General features: G+C 60.0%; 17 protein-coding genes. 6 read left to right on the forward strand and 11 right to left on the reverse strand.

Annotated elements, in window-relative coordinates; genetic code table 11:
• Positions 1-101 precede the first annotated feature (101 nt).
• From nagZ to cysM, 8 genes are read right to left on the reverse strand one after another with little or no spacing between them, the layout of a single operon-like run.
• Complete coding sequence (gene nagZ, locus H2515_RS13700) at positions 102-1,166, reverse strand: beta-N-acetylhexosaminidase (protein WP_198660404.1); 1,065 nt, start codon at positions 1,164-1,166, stop codon at positions 102-104.
• The gene (locus H2515_RS13705) at positions 1,150-3,279 is read right to left on the reverse strand and encodes an APC family permease (protein WP_065412912.1); all 2,130 of its coding nucleotides are present in this window, start codon (positions 3,277-3,279) and stop codon (positions 1,150-1,152) included. Before H2515_RS13705 ends, nagZ begins: the two co-directional genes overlap by 17 nt.
• Positions 3,280-3,798, reverse strand: a complete 519-nt coding sequence (locus H2515_RS13710) for a L,D-transpeptidase (RefSeq protein WP_231551011.1) — start codon at positions 3,796-3,798, stop codon at positions 3,280-3,282.
• Position 3,799: 1 nt separating this feature from the next.
• Positions 3,800-5,122, reverse strand: coding sequence for a 23S rRNA (uracil(1939)-C(5))-methyltransferase RlmD (gene rlmD, locus H2515_RS13715; RefSeq protein ID WP_198660405.1), 1,323 nt, complete (start codon positions 5,120-5,122; stop codon positions 3,800-3,802).
• Positions 5,097-5,930, reverse strand: coding sequence for a 3'-5' exonuclease (locus H2515_RS13720; protein WP_035191001.1), 834 nt, complete (start codon positions 5,928-5,930; stop codon positions 5,097-5,099). Before H2515_RS13720 ends, rlmD begins: the two co-directional genes overlap by 26 nt.
• On the reverse strand, positions 5,915-6,598 hold the full coding sequence (locus tag H2515_RS13725; protein WP_083091427.1) for a DUF1318 domain-containing protein: 684 nt from the start codon (positions 6,596-6,598) through the stop codon (positions 5,915-5,917). Before H2515_RS13725 ends, H2515_RS13720 begins: the two co-directional genes overlap by 16 nt.
• A 4-nt stretch (positions 6,599-6,602) precedes the next feature.
• Positions 6,603-8,729 carry a hypothetical protein gene (locus H2515_RS13730; protein ID WP_232821412.1) on the reverse strand — a complete coding sequence of 709 codons (2,127 nt, stop codon included), beginning with the start codon at positions 8,727-8,729 and terminating at the stop codon, positions 6,603-6,605.
• Positions 8,671-9,594: a cysteine synthase CysM gene (gene cysM, locus H2515_RS13735; protein WP_232821413.1), complete on the reverse strand. Its 924-nt coding sequence runs from the start codon at positions 9,592-9,594 to the stop codon at positions 8,671-8,673. Before cysM ends, H2515_RS13730 begins: the two co-directional genes overlap by 59 nt.
• A gap of 100 nt (positions 9,595-9,694) precedes the next feature.
• Between cysM and pgl the strand changes: the two genes are divergently transcribed.
• Entirely contained in the window at positions 9,695-10,405 is a 711-nt protein-coding gene (pgl, locus tag H2515_RS13740) for a 6-phosphogluconolactonase (RefSeq protein WP_035190997.1), read from the forward strand.
• Positions 10,406-10,485: 80 nt separating this feature from the next.
• Here the strand turns inward: pgl and H2515_RS13745 are convergent, their stop codons facing one another.
• From H2515_RS13745 to glgB, 3 genes are read right to left on the reverse strand one after another with little or no spacing between them, the layout of a single operon-like run.
• Positions 10,486-11,409 (reverse strand): SPFH domain-containing protein, encoded by a 924-nt coding sequence (locus H2515_RS13745; RefSeq protein ID WP_035190995.1) that lies wholly within the window; start codon positions 11,407-11,409, stop codon positions 10,486-10,488.
• Complete coding sequence (locus H2515_RS13750) at positions 11,385-11,846, reverse strand: NfeD family protein (RefSeq protein ID WP_035190993.1); 462 nt, start codon at positions 11,844-11,846, stop codon at positions 11,385-11,387. Before H2515_RS13750 ends, H2515_RS13745 begins: the two co-directional genes overlap by 25 nt.
• Before the next feature lie 14 nt (positions 11,847-11,860).
• A complete protein-coding gene (gene glgB, locus H2515_RS13755; protein ID WP_408626791.1) occupies positions 11,861-14,125 on the reverse strand; it encodes a 1,4-alpha-glucan branching protein GlgB in 2,265 nt (754 codons plus the stop codon).
• A 182-nt stretch (positions 14,126-14,307) separates the two neighbouring features.
• Between glgB and glgC the strand changes: the two genes are divergently transcribed.
• The 5 genes from glgC to murI are packed head-to-tail and all read left to right on the forward strand — an operon-like array spanning position 14,308 to position 21,127.
• Positions 14,308-15,615, forward strand: a complete 1,308-nt coding sequence (glgC, locus tag H2515_RS13760) for a glucose-1-phosphate adenylyltransferase (protein WP_065412915.1) — start codon at positions 14,308-14,310, stop codon at positions 15,613-15,615.
• Between the two features lie 4 nt (positions 15,616-15,619).
• Positions 15,620-17,323, forward strand: a complete 1,704-nt coding sequence (locus H2515_RS13765) for a glycoside hydrolase family 57 protein (RefSeq protein ID WP_198660406.1) — start codon at positions 15,620-15,622, stop codon at positions 17,321-17,323.
• A complete protein-coding gene (locus H2515_RS13770; protein WP_198660407.1) occupies positions 17,324-19,342 on the forward strand; it encodes an alpha-amylase/4-alpha-glucanotransferase domain-containing protein in 2,019 nt (672 codons plus the stop codon).
• Complete coding sequence (locus H2515_RS13775; RefSeq protein WP_198660408.1) at positions 19,335-20,282, forward strand: ROK family protein; 948 nt, start codon at positions 19,335-19,337, stop codon at positions 20,280-20,282. The genes H2515_RS13770 and H2515_RS13775 overlap by 8 nt, the downstream gene beginning before the upstream one ends.
• Positions 20,282-21,127 carry a glutamate racemase gene (gene murI / locus H2515_RS13780; protein ID WP_065412919.1) on the forward strand — a complete coding sequence of 282 codons (846 nt, stop codon included), beginning with the start codon at positions 20,282-20,284 and terminating at the stop codon, positions 21,125-21,127. Before H2515_RS13775 ends, murI begins: the two co-directional genes overlap by 1 nt.
• Positions 21,128-21,130: the final 3 nt, after the last annotated feature.

Raw genomic sequence — 21,130 nt, forward strand, 5'->3', positions numbered from 1 at the left:
CGGAGTCCGGGCGCCTATCGCCCGAACAAGGAGTAAAAGGTGAGGGCGTATTCTAATACGCGCCGTGGGAAAAACAAGGGGTTAACCTTTTTGTCTGCACATCAGCCAGCGAATCCTGGGGTCAGGGCCCGCAATTGCTCGATCTGCTGCAAACAGCGCGCCCGGTCTGCAGCAGACAAAGGTGCTGTTGCAGCGTTGCCGGCGAGTCTCTCCAAGCGATTGCCCGTCGGGAACTTATCCTTGGACTGTAAATGGACGACTGCCGTTTGCGCGCCCTCTGGATCGTTACAGATTAGCAGCAAGTCCGCGCCTGCCGCCAGTGCCGCATCCACCCGCGCGGCCATATCGCCGACACCATGCGCACCTGCCATGCTGAGGTCGTCACTGACCACCACACCGGTGAAGCCCATATCTTTGCGGAGGATATCCTGTAGCCAGCGCGGCGAGAAACCGGCAGGCCGTTCAGGATCCACCTGGGGATAGAGGCAGTGCGCGGGCATAATCGCCGGAATCCCCGCAGCAATCAGGGCAGCGAAGGGCTGAAGGTCTTCCTGAATGGCGCTGAGCGGGCGCTTATCGAGAGGCAAGTCGAGATGAGAGTCGGCGGCTACCGCACCGTGACCGGGAAAATGCTTGGCGACCCCCTGCAAGCCGGTCCGCACCATGCCCGCCCAGAACGCTACCGCGATACCCCCCACCCATTCGGGATCGCGATGGATGGCGCGGTCGCCAATCACCGCAGAAACGCCGCGATCCAGATCCACACAAGGGGTAAAGTCCATATCCAGGCCAAGCGCCCGGAGCTCCGTACCGAGCAGAAGTCCCCAGTCCCGCGCTGCCGTCTGCGCCTTTTCCAAGCCGTCACGGTCCGCCAGCCGACCCAAAGTCGCCATGGGCGGGAAGCGCGTCACTCCGGCGCGCAAACGCTGCACCCGCCCTCCTTCCTGATCAATGCCGATGAGCAGCGGCGGGGAACGCAGCGCATGTAATTCGTCGCACAAGGCACGCACCTGTTCGGCATCGACGCAGTTGCGGGCAAAAAGGATGACACCACCCACTGCCGACTGACGCAGCATCGCGCATTCAGCGGCAGTGGGCTGCAGCCCGGCAATATCCACCATCAGCGGGCCCCGTGCGGGGCGCTGCAGATCAGTCTGTAGCGGCATGGGGGACGGACTCCTGCGTACTGGCCTGCGCCTTGGCTGCGGCGCGAGCCTTGGCTTCTTCCTTGTCCACTTCTTCATTCTGCACCAGCTGCATATCCGGCGGCATGGAAATAGGCAGCGCGATCCGCGGCGGCTGGCTGGGAATACCATGCACGTGTACGGGTACGATCATCATACTGAAACCGTCATGCTGCAGGCGATCCTGCACGATAAAGCTGACCTCATCATGCAGCAAGCCGTGGAAGGGTCCCTGCACAGAGGTATCAATCACTCGCCCGGCAAAGAAGATGCTCTGCGGAAAATAACGGATAGCGACATTGGCTAACTCCTCCATCGCGAGGATACGGTCGGTGGAGTAGGTGGCGAACCAGGTTGCCGCCATCCCCTCGTTGCGGCAAAAGGCCATATACTGGTTAGCCTCAGTCTCTACATACACCTTCAGGTCTTCCAGTGCCTTGATACCCTTAAATTCACCCTGACCTACAATACCCGCCAGCAGGAAAACATAGTTCTTGACGAAGCCACTGACCATACGGTGTGCAGTCAGCAAGGTATGCAGTCCCAGACCGTCAAAACGGCTGACAAAAAATACGGCCGTGGCGCCACGCGGATCCAGAGGCAGGTTAGGGCCGGACTCCAGATGGTCAGGCACCACATCCAGCATGGTTTCGTCCAGTTCGGCGGTGATTTTACTGATACTTTTGTAATGGCGATAGATCAAATATCCGAGACCCACCACAATCGCGGTGACCAGCAAAGTGAACCAGCCACCCGCATCGAATTTCTCGAAAATGGTGATGGCGAGAATAGATGCCGTGACCATAAAGCCCAAGACACTGACGGCAAATCGGCCCCGCCAGCGTGACTCCTGATGCCGCTGGGCAAACCAGTGTCGGCTCAATCCTGCCATGGTCAGGGTAAAGGTGATGAATACATTGATGCTGTACAGAACCACCAGAATGCTGACATGTCCGCCCGTCGCGAGGAGGATGGCAACAGCCGAAAAACCAATGAGCAACACGCCATTACGTGACACGAAACGATCTGATAGATAAGAAAAACGCTCTGGCAACCAACGATCGACGGCCATATTCGCCATGACGATAGGCGCCGTGATAATACCCGTGTTGGCGGCGATGAAGAGAAGCAGGCCCTCGCTAATCAGGGTAAGCAGTGCCGCCGCCGGACCGAAGTATACACCGTCCACGGTCCATCCCTGGGTAATCGCGCCGTAGAGCACGGCATTCAGCGTTTGCCCCTGCTGGCCATGCACACGATACATCAGATACAAAAAAATCAGACTGCCCGCGATCAGAGACAGGGACGTCGCCAGCAGGGTCATCGTCCGCTGTCCTGTCTGCACACGCGGCTCACGCATAATATGCACACCATTGGCCACCGCTTCCAAACCCGTATAGGTACCACCACCCAGGCTGAAGGCCCGCAATATCAGCGCCACAATGAAGATCCAGCCGTACTGCATACTGTCATGTTGAACACCGACGACCGTATTGCGGGCGATGGCTGGCACATCTCCCACGTGCGCCAGCAGTCCCCAGCCGAGCAGTATGACGTGGGTGAAGACGAAAGCCATAAAGATCGGCAACAAAATTTTGATGGATTCTTTCATGCCGCGCAAATTGATGAAGATCAGAAACAGCAACACGGCGGCATCCAAGAGAATGCGCTCGCTGTACCAGGAGGAAGGCATGGTACTCAGCAACGCCTCGGTACCCGATGCCACGGAGATCGCTGCCGTTAAAATATAATCAACGACCAAAGCGGCGCCACTCACCAAGCCCGCTATCGGCCCTAACAGGGTAGATGCAGTGTGATAACCGCCCCCGCCATCGGGGAAAAGAGCAATGACCTGTTTGTAACCTGCCGAGATGATAAACACCGAGAGCGGGATGCCGATGGCCAGAAAAACGGCCAGATACTCATGCCCCTTCAGGGCATTGTAGATTTCCGGAGGACCATAGGCGGAGGAAGACAGGGCATCGGAACCCAGACCGACCCAGGCCAGAAAGGCCGCGAGCGAAAGGTTCTCGAAGAGTTTGGGATTGAAAACGTTTACGGCACGACGAAAACGGGGTAAGCGGATCCAGGCCATTCAGTACCTCCTAGCGGGGGAACGCAGCGGTGGCTGCAGGCCAATAAAAACAGGGGTATTTACCGGACATGCCGCAAAGAGCATGCACACCGCATCCGGCGCCATCCGCACGCAGCCTGCCGATACCGGCTGACCGAGACGATCCACATCGGCAGTACCGTGGATATAGATATAACGGCGGAAGGTATCCTGGCGGCCACCACGGTTAAAACCGTTTTCGCTGCCGGAGAGCCAAAGAATGCGGCCGAGAATCCAGTCTTGCCGCGGCTGGCCCGCCGCCCACTCCGCGCTGTAACAGGCACCGGTCCAGCGCCTGCCGCGCAGGATTGCTGTCGTGGGCAAGCCTTCACCGATGTGCGCGCGCACTACATGCCATCCGCGCGGCGTGCAACCGCTGTCACGTTGTTCACCGAGCCCATTACGAGCCGTAGATACGACATACTCCGAGCGCCGTTCAACACCGTTCATCTCGCGCAATCGTTGGGTGGAGACATCCACCCAAAGCCAGTGCGCGGGCATCTCAGCGCTCGAAGAGGGCGATGGATTCGACATGGGCGGTATGGGGAAACATGTTGACGACGCCAGCCGCTTGCAGATGATAACCGCGTTCGTGTACCAGATACGCCGCATCACGGGCCAGGGTCGCCGGATTGCAGGAGACATACACCAGGCGGCGGACATCGGGGGTCAGACTGCGCAGCACTTCAATAGCGCCACTGCGGGGCGGATCGATGAGCATTTTGTCGATGGCGCCCACTGGAGCAAAATCTTCCATCTGCGCCTGCGTGAGATCGGCTACAGCATATTGGGCTTTATCCGCCAGGCCATTGGCGACAGCATTCTCGGTGGCCAGCGCGACCAGCCGGACGTCCCCTTCAATGCCAAGCACCTGCGCTCCCAATCGGGCAATAGGCAGGGTAAAATTTCCGAGTCCGCAGAACAGATCCAGGATCTGCTCCCCCGGTTGCGGCTGCAGCAGCGCCATGGCGCGGCGCACCATCACCTGATTTGCCGCCTGGTTGACCTGAGTGAAGACCAGCGGATCAAAACGCAGGCGCAACTGATAATCCGGCAGGTCATAATGAAGGGGTTCCGGCTGCTCCGGCCATAAAGGATGCAGGGTCTCCGGCCCGCGCGGCTGCAACCATATCTGCAGGTCGTGTTGCACACCAAAAGCACGCAAGTGCTGCAGATCGCTTTCCGCCAGCGGCCGCATGTGGCGAAACACCAGAGCAACCGCATCCGGCGTAGCGGCCACTTCAATCTGCGGAAAATCCTGGGGCGATTGCATCTGCCCGATCAGCGCCCGCAGAGGCAGAATGCGTTGCCCGATGCGCGGATCAAGGGTCAGACATTGCCCCATATCCACGACATAACTACTGTTGCGTTCGCGGAAACCGACCAGTGCGCCCCGGGTTTTTGGCGTCCGCACCGAGAGTCGTGCCTTGCTTCGATAGCCCAGGCTCGGGCCATGAATGGGGGGCAGGACGCGTCCTGGGCGGACCTTGCCGATGCGCCAGAGATTATCTTCCAGTTGTCTTTGCTTGATAGCCACCTGCGCCGCTGGCTCCAGATGCTGCAGGCTGCAACCCCCGCAGATGCCAAAGTGCGGACAGGGCGGCGACACCCGCAGGGAGGATGCCTTGACCACCTGCAGCAACTCGGCACGATCAAAGCTCTTGTGGTTCTGGGTACGCCGTGCCCAGACCCGCTCGCCAGGCAGCGCCCCATCGACAAAAAGCACCTTGCCCTCCACACGGGCAATCCCGCGTCCTTCGGCATCCAGACTTTCGATAAACACCTGCTCAGGCTGAGCGTTATGAATGGGCTTGGGACGCGACATGCAGATTCTCTGGCCACTGGGTGAGAAATTCCTGGACGTGGGCCTCGTCCCGGCTTTGTAAGTAAGACCGCAATTGCGTCTGGCAGACATCATAAGTCGATTTGTCGAGATGCCCGCGGGTCAGTTCAAAACGCAGATGGACCAGGGCGGTGTTCAGCACATCGACTTCGCAGTAGTGGCGGATGCCCGCCAGTTCCCCGGCCTGATAATGGGTCCAGACCTCCGCGCCGCTCATCCCCAGCTTACCAGGCAGTCCCAACAACAACGCCATGTCCTGAAGGCGGGCGACATTGCGCATCTGATAGGCAGAGAGGATATCCATGAGGTCGAGATGGCGCTCGTGGTAACGGCTGGTGTAATTATTCCAGCGATAACTCTGATCGGTCTGTCCCTGCTCCCAGTAGCGGGTCGCAGGGATACCGTGAAGCAGGGCGCGGTAATGCAGTACCGGGAGGTCAAAGGCCGCGCCATTCCAGGAAACCAGTTGCGGGGCATGGCGCTGGATGAACTGAAAGAAGGCCGCGACGAGAGTGGCTTCGTCATCGTCCGCCTTGCCGAAACTGTTGAGCTTGACCTGCTCGCCCTGCCACCAGAGGGCAGAGATAGCAACGACCCGATGCAAATAAGGGCGCAGAAACTCCGTGGCGCCCTGGGTTTCGATGCGACGCTGGTGCTGCAGCAATTCCGCCACGCCCGCGTCATCCCCCAACGCAATGCCATGCACCCGCCGCCCGCCAACAACGTCGGGCACTGTCTCGATGTCAAAAACCAGAATATTCTGCAAAATGGTGACTATTTCTTCTGCCACTGACCACTGGGCGACTGATACCAGTATCCCGCGGGTGCTTTACTGATCCAGGCCTGGGCAAAAGTCTGCTGAATTTGCCCCGCCCACTCGGGATGGCCATTGGCATCAGCGATTTGCTGATAGAGATTGCTGAGCGCCTGGTTATAGCTGCCCACCAGCCCATTGAGCGGAGCCCGTTGCGGCAGCGACACGGCTGCCGCATCATGGATCGTCACCTGACCATTGGCCGTGTAACCCACCGCGCCGCTGACAAAGTAAGGATGCATTTGCGTCGCCAGTGCCTCCACCTGCGCCCGCGCCGATTGCACCCCGGGACTGGAAGCATCGAGGTTCGCGGCGGCCTCCGCCGTGCCGCTGATAGCCGAGAAGCCCATGGCCAACAGGTAGCTGGCCGCATGGTAGGGAGATGTCATGCTCAGGGAATCCGTAGCCGGGGCGGCGGATCGTGCCGGCGCCGTCGGCGCCGATACTGCCGGAGCAACCGGGGCCGGCAAGGCACCCTTGGCAGCGGCCTTATACACCTCACCGACCACTTGATCCGCCAGTTTCTGGGCCGCCGCAGCCGGAAAGTAAATATTGACGGTCACGCAAGCGGACAGCACCATAAGCAATCCTATGGCCAGCACACTGCGCCAGCCCTGCGTTTTCAGCCAACCCTGCTTTGTCATTTACTCACTCTCCTGTACCGACTTGGGCACCACTATGCATGGCGGTCTTCAGACGCGCCAGCAACTCGTCCCAGTCCACCCGGCGATTGTACCCCACTATATCCACCCTGGGCAGCCCTTGCCCCTGAAGGATCACAAAACCTGAATCCTCTGTCGCCACTCCGGACAATTCAGCGACACCACCCTTGAGATGCACACCCATCCCCAGATGCGCATATGCAAAGGTCTTAAACATCCGCAGAAACATGCCCTGAAAAAATCCGCTGATGCCGTTACCACCGCCCAGCCTGGTAAGGCTCTGGACCGCCGCATAGCTGATTTTCTGAGACACGCCATGAACGGGAACCGTATGAAACTGCGCCTGAAAAGCCTCCGGCGACCAGTTCAGCAGGGTGAGATTTTTTACATCACCATTGAGCACTCCGCTGATGTAGCCAAAGTGGAAGGCATCAGTCAAGGGCTTCAGTCGCAACCCGGCAATCCCGATGTTAGCCCGCAGCAGCGGTAAAGCACCGAAGAAATTCTCAATATGCAGATCGCCCACCCGCACCTCGCCTCCGAACACCTGGGCGGCAAGTACGCCGCTGGTGGTGATGTCTCCCGCGTGATACTGCAGTTCCGGGATGGTGGCCGATGCCGTCCCGATAAATGGCGGCCAATGCATGATCCTAGTCAACTGGGCCATGCTGCCCCCCCGCAAGTCGCCGCGCATGCTAAAACCCGACCGGGGCCCTGCCCAACGTGCCGCCAGATGCCGAAAATGCAGCTCGCCCCCCAGCAGGGCCAGGGTGAAAGGCTGTTGCAACTGAAAGCCCTGGGGATTGAGGACCAGCTCCGCACGCAGCGGACCCACAGGAATATGATAGAGTTCCGCAGACTGCCAGCGAAGCATCGCGTCAGAGGTCTTCCCGGTACGACTCCAGGCGCCCCGGCTATGCACGCCCGTCACCGCAAGCTGCCCCCCGGGGCTGGAAATAGCCGCGTTGCGCAGATCCCATTTCAGCGCACTCAGACCACCCTCTCCCGCCACGGAAAAATGCACCTGCCCCGCGGCCTGCAACTGGGCCGCGAGGCCGCCGGGGGGAGCCAGCGGTTTAATCCAGTTCGCATACAGGGGCGCCATCGCTACATCCATATCCCGGATCCGCCAGCGCAGCACCCCGCCCTGCGTTGGCCAGTTCAACGCAAAACCGCCCTGCCCGAGGCCGGGCCAGCGGATGCTTCCCCGGTCCAGTTGCCAGGACTTGGCCGTCTGTTGCCAGCGGGTTTGTACCCGCACCGGTGCGGCGGGGGCTGTCCAGTACCATGGACTCCAGAGGATACCCCCTTGGGTCCAACGCATCCGGGCGGTGCCGTGCCATTGTCCGGTATATACACCGTCCCCTTGGAGCTGCAATGCGACGCCCTGGGCGGCCTGCAAACCGTCCGGGCTACTGAACTGGAGCTGGCCGCCCTGCAATGCAAAGACTATCTGCCGCGCCTTTGCCCAGCTTGCGCCCCGCGCCCGAACCTGCCACCGGGCCTGCCCCGAGGTCTGCCAGGTGGCCGGCAGCAGAGTGAATGCATGCACCAGACCGGCAACCGGCAAGCTACCCGCACCGGTCAAACGCCATTGTCCGGCGGCGGTACTCTGCACCTGCACGCGGGCGCTGCCGAATTGCGCAGCGCGCAACGCCAGCATGGCCTGCGCGCTGCCGCCCACCTGCCGCAACTGTACGTGCCCGTCGCCATGCAGCGCGCCCCACGGACTGCCCTCCACCGCCAGAAACCCCTGACGACACGCCCAACCCTGCGCCGTATCGAGCTTACATCGCAGTCGGGCACGCTGCCAGAGCTTGCGTTTGCCCGCTTGCACGACGCCCGCCGCCAGACTGAGCTGGTCGCCCTGCGCCGACGTGGTCAGCGTCGCGCGCAAGCGCTGCGCCGTCCAGCCCGCTCCGCTTACCTGTGCGGCGCTGATTTCCAGAGTTTGTGCCCCGGCCATCATACTACTGATAGCGAGCCCCAGGCACAGCGCCATAGACAAGCGGACGGCTATCGGCAAAGCTCTGCTGCGCCCGTGCATCATTCTCTCAAGCCGGGAAAACACCCGTAGAGAGGTAACGGTCACCCCGATCACAAATAATGGCAACCACCACACCATGGTCCAGCTTTTGCGCCACTCTGATAGCCGCAGCCACCGCGCCACCAGAAGAAATGCCCGCCAGCACCCCTTCTTCCCGTGCTAGACGACGGGTCATTTCCTCGGCTTCTTCCTGGCTCATGTCGATAATTTGATCAACAGACTCGGGGTGATAGATGCGCGGCAAATAGGCTTTCGGCCAACGCCGGATACCAGGAATTTTGGCCCCCTCCGTCGGTTGTACGCCGATAATCTGAATACGGGGCGACACTTCCCGCAAATAGCGGGAGGTGCCCATGATGGTCCCCGTCGTCCCCATGGATGAGACGAAATGGGTCACGGTTCCGCGGGTGTCGCGCCAGATCTCCGGCCCAGTACTGAGATAATGCGCCTCGGGGTTATCGGGGTTGGAGAACTGATCGAGCATGAAGCCCTCTCCCGCTGCCACCATCTGGCGCGCGAGATCAATGGACCCCTCAATACTCCGAGCGGCTGGCGTGAGAATCACTTCAGCACCGTAGGCACGCATCACCTGCCGCCTTTCGATACTCATGTTCTCCGGCATAATCAGGGTGATGGACAAACCCCGCACCGCGGCCGCCATGGCCAGGGCTATACCCGTGTTCCCACTGGTGGGTTCGATCAGGCGCGTAGCAGAAGTGATGGTGCCACGCTCCAACGCCCGGCGAATCATATTCACGGCGGGGCGATCTTTGACGGAACCCGCGGGATTGTTACCTTCCAGCTTCCCGAAAATCCGCACACCCGCATGCGGCGACAAGCGCCGAAGTTCACATAGGGGGGTATTGCCTATCCAGTCCTCCAGACCACCCATCTCTGCCTCCTTTAGGGCAATTTCAATAATCAGCATCATAGACCCAAGCCACAAAGTGCGGCTATCCTTTCCGGCAAAAGATCCGGGGGAAATACCACGCCTGCAGATCATCATCCGGAACACACAGGAGTGCATCAACATGGAAGCAGCCCGGAACCGCAACACCTGGCATATACATCCGGATACCGCAGCCCTCGCCCAGAGATTGGCAGCAGCCATCGCGCGTATGGCCCAAGAGGCTATCGCCGCGCGCGGCGCCTTCCATCTGGTGGTCGCCGGCGGCAACACCCCCCGCGCGGCCTATGCCATGCTTCCGCAATTGGGCCGGGACTGGCAGTGCTGGCACCTCTATCATGGGGATGAGCGCTGTCTGCCGCCTCAGGACCCGGAGCGTAACAGCCTGATGCTGGACACCGTCTGGCTGTCCCAGGTACCCATTCCGGCGCGGCAGATTCATCACATCCCGGCCGAGCGGGGCGCCGAAGTGGCCGCCCGCGACTACGCCGCAGTTCTTCCGCCGCATGCCTTCGATCTGGTCCTGCTGGGAATGGGTGAGGATGGCCATACGGCCAGCCTTTTTCCCGGTCACGACTGGGGCCTGGAAAAGAGCAGCCCCGCCACCCTCGCCATCCACGATGCCGCCAAGGCGCCGCCCCAAAGGGTGAGCCTGAGCGGCTGGCGATTACAGTACACGCGGGAGATGTTTTTTCTCACCACGGGCAGCGGCAAGCGGGTGGCACTCGCGGCCTGGCTACGGGGCGAATCCATTCCCGCCGCACTGGTAGGCACAGCAGCCGATGTCTGGCTGGACAATGCAGCCTGGCCAGAGGCAGTACCTGGGGCCATTTGACCCAGGCCCCATAGCAACATCCCTCCTCATTTTGCCCCCGTGAATCCGGGTTTCGCGGGCGCCTCAGACGGTGTTCAAGCTTACGCTGCCCCGCCCTGCTGCTTGACCATGGATAGCGCCGTACCCACCAGTGCACCGATATTGCCCAGATCCGCCGGGATCACCAGACTGGTGCTCGCCTTGGCGAGGTTGCCCCATTTGTCGATATAGTCCTTGGCGAGCTGCATCTGCAAGGCCTCAATACCACCCGGCGCCCGCGCCGCGTCGCCGATGACGCGGATGGCGGCGGCGGTGGCTTCGGCAACCAACTGGATGGCTGCGGCCTCACCCTGGGCGCGCAACACTTCCGCCTGTTTGCGACCATCCGCGACGTTGATGTCCTGCTGACGTTGTCCCTCGGAGGTGTTGATCTGCTGCTGCCGTTGCCCCTCGGACTTGGCGATCAACGCCCGTTTTTCCCGCTCGGCAGTAATCTGCAGCTCCATCGCGCGAATGATCTCCTGGGGCGGAGTAATATCCTTGATTTCATAGCGCAGCACCTTAACGCCCCAGTTGATCGCCGCCTCGTCCACCGATGAAGCAACGGCCGTATTCAGCAACTGCCGGGACGAAAGCGCCGCATCCAGATGCAATTTACCGATCTCTGAACGCATGGTGGTCTGCGCCAACTGAATCACCGCCGTGAAAGGGTTACTGGAGCCGTAAGCCGCTTTTACAGAATCGGTAATCTGCAGATAGAGTACCCCATCCACGGTCATAGTGGTGTTGTCGAAGGAGATGCAGACTTGTGCGGGCACCTCCATGGGCACCTCGCGCATGTCAAAACGGAAAGCAATGCGGTCCAGAAAAGGGATGATAAAATTCAGTCCCGGCTGCAATACTGCATGATATTTACCCAGGCGCTCGACGACCCAGGCGCGCTGTTGCGGCACGACCCGGATGGTGGTCCGCAGAATGAAGAAGGCAGCAACAACAACAATCAGGATAACGATGAGGGAGGACATAATGGCTCCTTGCCAGAATTTTGTCGGGGTAGCACGCCTAAATGTAGCAAGTTATCCGTCTTGGCGATGATGACGGCCCGGTCGCCCGGGCAAGGGGAAGGACCATCGTCGACGACCGCCAGCCACTCGGCACCGCGATAACGCACACTGTATTGCTGATTGCTGTCCGGCCCGCTGACCACATCCACGCCCTGCCCCAGATCAAAATCGCCGAGATCTTTGGTTTTGGCGGCCAAACGATGACGTAGCCACAGTCCGGTGGGCAGCAGGACCAGACAAAATCCGAGAAAAACCCAGTGCAGCACCGTGCCCGGCAAAAGCAGCCCGGTGATCGCCGTAAACAAGGCCGCCAGCGCCACCGCAGCCAGGTAAAACGTACCCGTAAAAAGCTCCGCCAGCCCGGCGACAAAAGCAATGACGACATAGACCATAAACATCGTCACCCCCAGGGTCATGTTGTCCTAGTCAACTGTAAATAAAGCGCCCCGAGAGGCGGCAGCACCAGTTCCAGCGAATGAGACAGCCCCATCCAGGCCTGGGCCTGCGCCTGCTGCGGCAAGTTGCCAACATTGCCGCCGTGATAAGCGCCCGCATCACTGTTGAAGATCTCGTGATACTGGCCCGCCGCTGGCACCCCCAGGCGATAATTGTATCGTGGCACCGGCGTAAAATTGAACACGGCCAACACGAAGCCGCCATCCCGGTCCCAGCGCAGAAAACTCAGCACCGACTGATCGGCGTCATGGCAATCCACCCAGGAAAAACCCTCGCTCTGAAAATCCTGCACATACAAAGCCGGGATATCCCGGTACAGATGCGCCAGATCCCGACTCAAATGCTGAATACCCTGATGCCAGTCCCAATGCAGCAGGTCCCAGTCCAGGGCCCGCCCACAATCCCACTCCTGCCCCTGGCCGAACTCGTTGCCCATAAAATTCAGTTTTTTGCCAGGATGCGCAAACTGGTAACTGAAGAGCAAACGCAGGTTGGCAAAACGCTGCCAGGCATCCCCGGGCATTTTGTCCAGGAGCGAGCGCTTGCCGTGCACCACTTCGTCGTGGGACAGGGGTAACACGAAGTTTTCCGTATAGGCGTAAAGCTGGCTGAAGGTCAGATCGTTCTGGTGAAAGCGGCGGTAGATCGGGTCCTGCTCCAGATAAGCGAGGGTGTCATTCATCCAGCCCATATTCCACTTCATGGAAAAACCCAGACCGCCGACATAGGTGGGGCGGGAGACCATGGGCCAGGACGTGGATTCTTCGGCAATGGTGAGGATACCCGGATGGCGCGCATTGAGGACCACATTCATCTCGCGCAGAAAATCAATGGCCTCCAGATTCTCCCGGCCACCGTACTGGTTGGGAATCCACTCGCCTTCCTGGCGCGAATAATCGCGGTAGAGCAGGGACGCCACCGCATCCACGCGCAATCCATCAATGTGGAAACTGTCCGCCCAGTAACAGGCGTTGGCCAGCAGGAAACCGCGCACCTCATTACGCCCGAAGTTGAAAATGTAAGTGCCCCAATCGCTGTGCTCCCCCTCGCGCGGGTCGGCATGTTCATACAGCGCGGTGCCATCAAAACGCGCCAACCCCCAGTCATCCTTGGGGAAATGCCCCGGCACCCAGTCCAGGAGCACGCCGATACCTGCCTGATGAAAGTGATCCACAAAGGCACGGAAGCCATCGGGGGTACCAAAACGACTGGTAGGCGCAAAATAGCCGCTCACCTGATAGCCCCAGGATTCATCCAGCGGGTGCTCCATCACTGGCATCAGCTCAATGTGGGTATAGCCCATGTCTTTACAGTAAGTTACCAGGCGCTCCGCCAGCGTCTCATAACTGAGGAAATGGCCCGCCGCATCGCGCTGCCAGGAACCGAGATGCACCTCGTAGATGTTCATGGGGGCATGCTGCCAGTCGTGGCCAGCGCGCGCCGCCATCCAGTCCTGATCGGTCCAGACATGGTCATCTTCCACCACCCGCGCCGCCGTACTCGGCCGCAGTTCAAAGGCATTGGCGTAGGGGTCGGTCTTGACAAACACCACCCCGGAATCGCGGTGACGCATCTCGAATTTGTAGATTTCACCAACCGCCAAGTCGGGGACAAACAATTCCCAGAGACCACTCAGGCCGCGCGCGCGCATGGGATGGAAGCGCCCGTCCCAATCATTAAAATCGCCAACAACGCTGACCCGCTCGGCGTTAGGCGCCCAGACGGCAAATGATACCCCATCCACCCCCTCGTGCTGGCGACGGTGCGCGCCGAGATGGTGATAGGCTTCGTAGAGGCGCCCCTCGCCGAAGAGATAAACCTCCAAATCCCCCAGCACCGGGCCAAAGACATAGGGATCATAATGTTCGTGAAGCCCGTGCCGGTCCTCCCAGCGCAAGCGGTAGGGCAGGGGCAGTGCCTCACCCTGGTGTATGAAGACGCCGTCGCTATGGATCGGCTCCATGGCTCTCCATCCCTTCGGGGTCTGGATCTCAACGCGGAACGCGCCAGGTAGAAAGGCCCGCCGCACGGACTGTTGACCAGCCACGTGCTGGCCCAGCCAGGCGAAGGGATCCGGATGGCGCGCCGCACAGATCGCCAAACAGTCTGCGCTTTCGCCGGACAGATCGATCGCTGTACTGTCATGCTTCAGCATTGCCGTCACTGCACCCTCCTCTGCCCGCCATCCGGGGTGAACCTGTTCTCGCTGTGTCGCCGCCATACTTACGCCCTTTTTGAGCATAACACATCTGCAGAGCAGCGCTGCTCCACCCGACGCGCAATTTTTCCTGCACAGAGTCCTTGCTGCCACCGCTGAAGTTCAGTACCTTAAAAGTCGGTACCTCGACAATCTCACCTATACTGCAGGAAGGTTTGTTCCATGCCAAAATCAAGGAGAGGGTAATGTCGGAAGAAGGCAGTCTCGGAGTAGCCAATTCACCCCGCTTCGTCAGTAACCTCACCAAGAATACCCTGGCTCTGGTGCTCGCCGGCGGGCGCGGCAGCCGCCTCGGTCCGTTGACCGACTGGCGCGCCAAACCCGCCGTCCCCTTCGGCGGCAAATTCCGCATCATCGATTTCTGCCTCTCTAATTGTCTTAACTCCGGCATTCGTCGCATTGGTGTCCTCACCCAGTACAAATCCCATAGTCTCATCCGTCATATCCAGCACGGCTGGGGCTTTCTCCGCGGCGAGTTCAGCGAGTTCACCGAAATTCTTCCCGCTCAGCAGCGCATGAACACCGGCTGGTACAAGGGCACCGCCGATGCCATTTTCCAGAACATCGACATTCTCCGCGCCCATCGGCCGCGCTATGTGATTATCCTGGCGGGTGATCACATTTATAAAATGGATTACGGACAGATGCTTGCCGAGCACGTCCAAAGCCAGGCCGACATGAGTGTCGCCTGCATTGAGGTGCCGCTGGGAGAAGCCAAGTCCTTCGGCGTGATGTCCGTCAACAGCGAGGATCGTGTCAGCGCCTTTGCCGAAAAACCCCAGGATCCGGTCCCCATTCCTGGCAATCCCGATCGCGCCCTGGCAAGCATGGGCGTCTACGTGTTCAATACCGACTTTCTCTATGAACAGCTCATCCGCGATTCCGACAGCCACGACTCTACCCATGATTTCGGTAACGACCTCATTCCCTATATGGTGTCGCGCTATCGGGTAATCGCGCATCGTTTCCGTAACAGCTGTATTTCCAGTTCCGACGGAGGCAACAGCCGCTGTTACTGGCGGGATGTGGGCACAGTGGATGCCTACTGGGCCGCTAATATCGACCTCGTACATGTCACTCCCGATCTTGATCTTTATGACAGTCGCTGGCCGATCTGGACCTATCAGGAACAATTACCGCCGGCCAAATTCGTGTTCGACGATGAAGGTAGGCGCGGCATGGCGCTGGACAGCATTGTTTCCGGCGGCTGCATCATCAGCGGCGCCACCGTCCGCCGCTCACTGCTCTTCTCCAACGTGCGGATCAATGACGGACACACGCTGATTGAAGACTCGGTCATCCTGCCCAACGTGCGCATGGGCGAAGGTGCCCGCCTGCGCAAGGTGGTAGTGGACAAAGGTACGATTATCCCGCACGGGCTTGTGGTCGGTGAAGATCCGGTCGAAGACGCCCGTCGTTTCTATCGCACGCCCAACGGCGTGACCCTGATTACCCCGGAGTTACTTGGCCAGCAACTACATTTTGTGAGGTAATCCCATGCCCCCGGCGCGCGCGCTTCATGTCATTTTCTGTTGGCACATGCACCAACCCGATTACCGCAATGCCGACGGCGTCTACGTCTTGCCGTGGACCTATCTGCACGCCTGCAAAGACTATTCGGACATGATCGCCCACTATGAGGAGAATCCCCTCGCCCGCGGGGTGTTTAATTGTGTGCCGATTCTGGTCGAGCAATTAGAGGACTACACCGCGCAGTTTCAGAGCGGACAGTTCCGCGATCCGCTGCTCATTGCACTTGCCATGGAAAATCTCAAAGCACTGCCTAATGAACAGCGGCATTTCCTGCTGGAGCAATGTTTCCGCCTCGACCCGGAGCACATGCTCAACCCCTTCCCGGATTATCGTCGCCTGTATGACATTTACCAGTTAATGCTGGAGGACGTTAAGGAGATATCGGATTACCTCTCCATACAATACCTCGCGGATCTTCTGGTCTGGTATCACCTAGCCTGGACCGGGGAGACCGTGCGCCGCAGCAGCCCTTTCCTGCAATCACTTTTTGCCAAGGGACACGGTTTCAGCCAGGAAGACCGCCAGCAACTCGTCCACTTTCTCGGAGAACTGATTGGCGGACTGATTCCCCGCTATCGCGCCCTGGCGGAAGCGGGGCGCATTGAGATTTCCACCACCCCCTATTACCATCCCATCGGGCCGTTGCTGCTCGACTTCCACGCCGCGCGCGAAGCGGTAACGGACGCCCAGTTACCCGACTGCCTGGGCTATCCCGGCGGGGCTGAGCGCGCGCGCTGGCACATCGACCAGGCACAGCAGAGTTATCTCCAGCATTTCGGAGTGCCGGCGCAAGGTATGTGGCCTGCCGAAGGGGGCGTCTCTGCCGCCTTTGTCGAAATGCTCGGCAACGCCGGGGTGCGCTGGACCGCTTCCGGTGAAGGCGTACTGACCCATAGCCTGCTGCTCAGCGACGATGACAGCGGCCCCCGCGGCCGGGTGGAATACTTGTACCGTCCCTATCAATTGCAGGGGACAGGACCCGTACTCTTCTTCCGCGATGATGCGCTCTCCGACACCATCGGCTTCGACTACAAAACCTGGTCCGGACATGATGCCGTCACGGACTTCATCCACAAACTGGAGACCATCTGGCGGCAGACGGAGCACGAGGCAAACCCGGTCGTCAGTATTGTTCTCGATGGCGAAAATGCCTGGGAATACTATCCCTACAATGGCTATTACTTTCTCTCGGAACTCTATAAATCCCTGGCTAATCACCCCCACATCCGGATGTGTACCTTCAGCGATTTCATCAACAGCCATCCAGACGACGTGAAGGCCATACCCCGGCTGGCCGCAGGGAGTTGGGTCTACGGCAGCTTCAGCACCTGGATTGGCGACGCCGCTAAAAACCGCGCATGGGATTTGCTCTGCACCGCCAAACAGGACGTGGATCAGCATCGCGGGCAATTCTCTGCGGAGCAGCAGGCCAAGATTCTTGAACAACTCGGTCGTTGTGAAGGTTCTGACTGGTTCTGGTGGTTCGGCGACTACAACCCATCGGACTCCGTCCGTGATTTCGACCATCTGTATCGCCTCAACCTCCGCAAGCTCTATTCCCTGATGCAACTCCCCGCCCCCGATGCCCTCAGCAACCCCATCAGCCATGGCGGCGGTGCGGCAGAGGCCGGTGGTTCCATGCGCCGCAGCCACACGGAAGGACACTGAATGACCCACAGCACCCCCCTTCTCCTGGGCGTCCATGCCCATCAGCCGGTCGGCAACTTCCCCCACGTCATCGACGATGCCGTCCGCCGCTGTTATCACCCATTTTTAGAGGCGATGTATCGCTTTCCTGGGTTTCCTTTCGCCATCCACATCAGCGGCTGGCTGCTGGCTTATATGATTGACCAGCACCCCAAAACCATCACCTTGCTGCAAAAGATGGTAGCCCGCAACCAGGCGGAGTTGGTGGGCGCCGGCGATACGGAGCCGGTGCTCGCCGCGATTCCTCACGCCGACCGTATCGCCCAAATTGAGGCTATGGCCAACCGTCTGGAGAAACGCTTCGGACAGCGGCCCGTCGGGGCCTGGCTCACGGAGCGGGTCTGGGACCCCAGTGTGGTGCCCGCCCTCAACGAGGCCGGCGTGCGCTACGTTATGGTGGACGACTATCACTTTCTCTGTGCGGGCGCTGCGGCAGATCAGCTCGGCAACTTCCACCGCACCGAAGAAAATGGCCAGAGCATTGACGTTTTTCCTATTTCTGAGGCGCTACGCTACCGCCTGCCATTCTCTGAAGCGGACGCCGCAGTATCGTACATTGAGGGCCTCTCCGAGCAGCATCCAGGCAGTGCCGGCATTTATTTCGACGATATCGAGAAATTTGGCGTCTGGCCGGAGACCTATAGCTGGGTGTACGAGAAGGGCTGGCTGGAGCAATTCCTGCGTGGCGTGCTCGACTCGCCATACATTCAGCCCATGCGTTTTCGGGATTATCTGGCTCAGAATCGCCCCCAGGGTATCATCTATTTGCCGACGGTATCCTACAGCGAGATGAACGAATGGACGCTAGCCCCTGATGCGGCGCGCGGCTACGCCGCCTTCCTGGAGCAGGAAAAAACGGCTGGTCGGCTGGAACAGCGTAAAGCCCTGATCCGCGGCGGCATCTGGAAAAACTTCCTGACCCGCTACCCGGAATCCAACTGGATGCACAAACGCATGCTCCGGCTATCGCAGCGCTTTCACGCCTTGCCCAAGCGCCAACAGAGCAAAACCATGCGCGCGGACCTGCACGAAGCGCAAGCCAATGACGCCTACTGGCACGGACTATTTGGTGGCATATATCTACCGCACCTGCGGCGCGCCGTCTTCAACGCCATCGTCCGCCTGGAGGCACAACTGGACAAGATTACCGCGCGTCCCGCTCTGGAAAGCAGTGATTTAGATATGGATGGGGTTGACGAACTACTCTATCACAATCACACCCTCCAGTTGATCATCCGCCCAGCCCCCAGCGCTGCCGTGGTGGAATGGGACTGCTATGCGCTACGACACAACCTCGGCGACACTCTGGCCCGCCGTGATGAGGCGTATTACGATAAGATTCGTCACGGTGCCATTGCGCCCGAAGCCCCCAGCGAAGGCATTGCCTCCGCCCACGACCGCGTCAGCTTCAAAACCGACATCAGCGCTGAGGACCTTACGCCGGACGCCACACCCTGCCACAGCTTTCAGGAATGGATCGACGGGAGCGCCATCACTTACAGCGAAAGCCGTTTGCAGAATAGCCCACACTTTTCCGGCGGCGTTGCGGACGAATGGGCAACCAGCAAGCGCTACACCCTGTCGGAAAACCGCCTCACAGTGGACTACCACATTGAGTCAGCACACAAAGGGGCGGAAGCACATCGTTTCAGCACCCGGCTCTTTCTGGCCATGCCGAGTTGCGATGGCCCGGCAGGGCAGTTCTTTGCCAATGGCCAGTCACAGGGTGGCTTTGGCAGCCCCGTTCAGGGTGCAGCGACCCGGGAAATCGTCCTGGAGGATGCGGTTATGGGCGGCAAAATCATCCTGCATTTCAACCCGCCGGTCCGCTGGCAGAGCGCACCACATCTAACCGTCTCGCAATCGGAAGCTGGCTTTGAGAAAATCATGCAGGCGTTGCGCCTGGATCTGGAATGGTCAGTCCAGGCGGGCAAAGCCCATACCATAATGATACAGGCAGAGGTCATTACCCATGGCTGAGGGCCTGACCATCGGCATTGATGTGGGCGGCACCAACCTGCGCTTTGGCGTCTTTCGGGGTAACGATTTTCTGGACTCCACGCGCAGTGAGGTGGATTTGCGCGAAAAATGCGGCCAGGCTCCGGACCCGGAAAGCGCCGCCACGCTGGTCACCACGCTCCTGACTGAAGGCATTGCCGACCTGCGTCGGCATCATCCCAGCATCGCCCGGGTGGGCATTGCTTTTCCCGGCTTTATCAACGATGACGGCATATTGCTGCAATCCCCCAACATCCCGCAACTGATCCAGCTCGACCTGCAAACGGCCGTGCGCACCGCCTGCCAACTCCCCGTCCTGGTCGAAAATGACGCCAACGCAGCGGGTTATGGCGAATTCTGGGAGGAACGTCAGGAGCAGCCCGAACTGCAAAATCTGCTCTATGTCGGTCTCGGTACAGGGGTCGGGGGTGGCTGGATACAGCAGAGCCGTCCCTGGCGCGGCGATCACGGCAGCGCCATGGAAATCGGCCATATTATCGTGGTACCGGGGGGGCGGCGCTGCGGCTGCGGCAATCAGGGTTGCCTGGAGCAATACGCCTCGGCGCGGGGCGTACAATCCAGCTATGTGGAGTTGACAGGCACCGCGCCAGATACCGCTGTCATCGCCCAAATGGCCAGCGCTGGTCACGCTGAAGCCGTCAGTACTTTCCAGACGGCTGGCGCCTGTCTGGGACAGGCACTGGCCCATATCCTCAAGGTAAGCGATGTCGGCGTAGTGCGAGTTGGCGGTGGTATGAGCGCCGCCTGGGAGAGTTTCGCCCCGGCCATGCTGCAGCGCCTCGATGCGGATCTGATTCCGGCCTTGCGCGGCAATGTCGAAGTGAAGCGCGGCAATGATGATGACCTCGCCGGTATGCGCGGTGCCGCGCTGCTCGCTGATCAGGCGTTTTTGCACGACTGATGCGTATCGGTATCTTCGACTCGGGCATCGGCGGCCTCAGCACCCTGCTGGCCTGCCTGCGCCACCTGCCGGACGCGCATTATCTTTTCTATGGCGATAACGCCCACGCTCCCTACGGCGACAAAAGTCCCGCGCAGGTGCGGCAGTGGACAGAGGAAGCCTATGCCTGGTTCATCACCGCTGGCGTAGATGCGGTAGTCCTCGCCTGCAATACCGCCACCAGCGCCGCCGTCGCGCCTTTGCGGGAGCGCGCCGACGTACCCATTATCGGCATCGAACCCGCCATCAGGAAGGCGCTGACAGACCACCCCCAGGGCGGGATTCTCCTGCTCGCCACCAGCATCACCGTCAGTGGCGGAAAACTGCGGGACCTTCTGGACCGGCTGGAAAACGGGCAGGAACGTGTCCGCCCTTTGGCCTGCTCCGGTCTCGCCGAGATCATCGAGACGCAGGATACGGACTGGAGAGCCCGTGCCCGCCACTATCTGCAGCTGAGGGTCCAGCCCGCGCACACTGCGGACATTGGCGTGGTCGTCCTGGGCTGTACCCATTACTGCTGGATCAACGACCTGATAAACGACACCTTGGGCGGGGACATTGCCGTCGTCGATGGGAATGACGGAGTTGCCCGTCAACTATGTCGTCGGCTGGGTGTCCCCATCGGGACGGGCACAGCGCCGCCACTACCTCGTCATGCCCGGATATCCCTGCACTTCACCGCCGACAACGGCGTAAAAAGCCGTCTGGCTCGCCAGCTTTTGGCCGCAAGCGGAGTCAGCGTGGATACGCAACCAGATTTGCCGCACGCCAGGGCGTGTTCCGATCCCGGTTCTGCTGGCCGATAGGGA

Origin of the sequence: Acidithiobacillus ferrivorans, assembly GCF_016250455.1 — a bacterium.
GTDB classification, from domain to species: Bacteria; Pseudomonadota; Gammaproteobacteria; order Acidithiobacillales; family Acidithiobacillaceae; genus Acidithiobacillus; species Acidithiobacillus ferrivorans.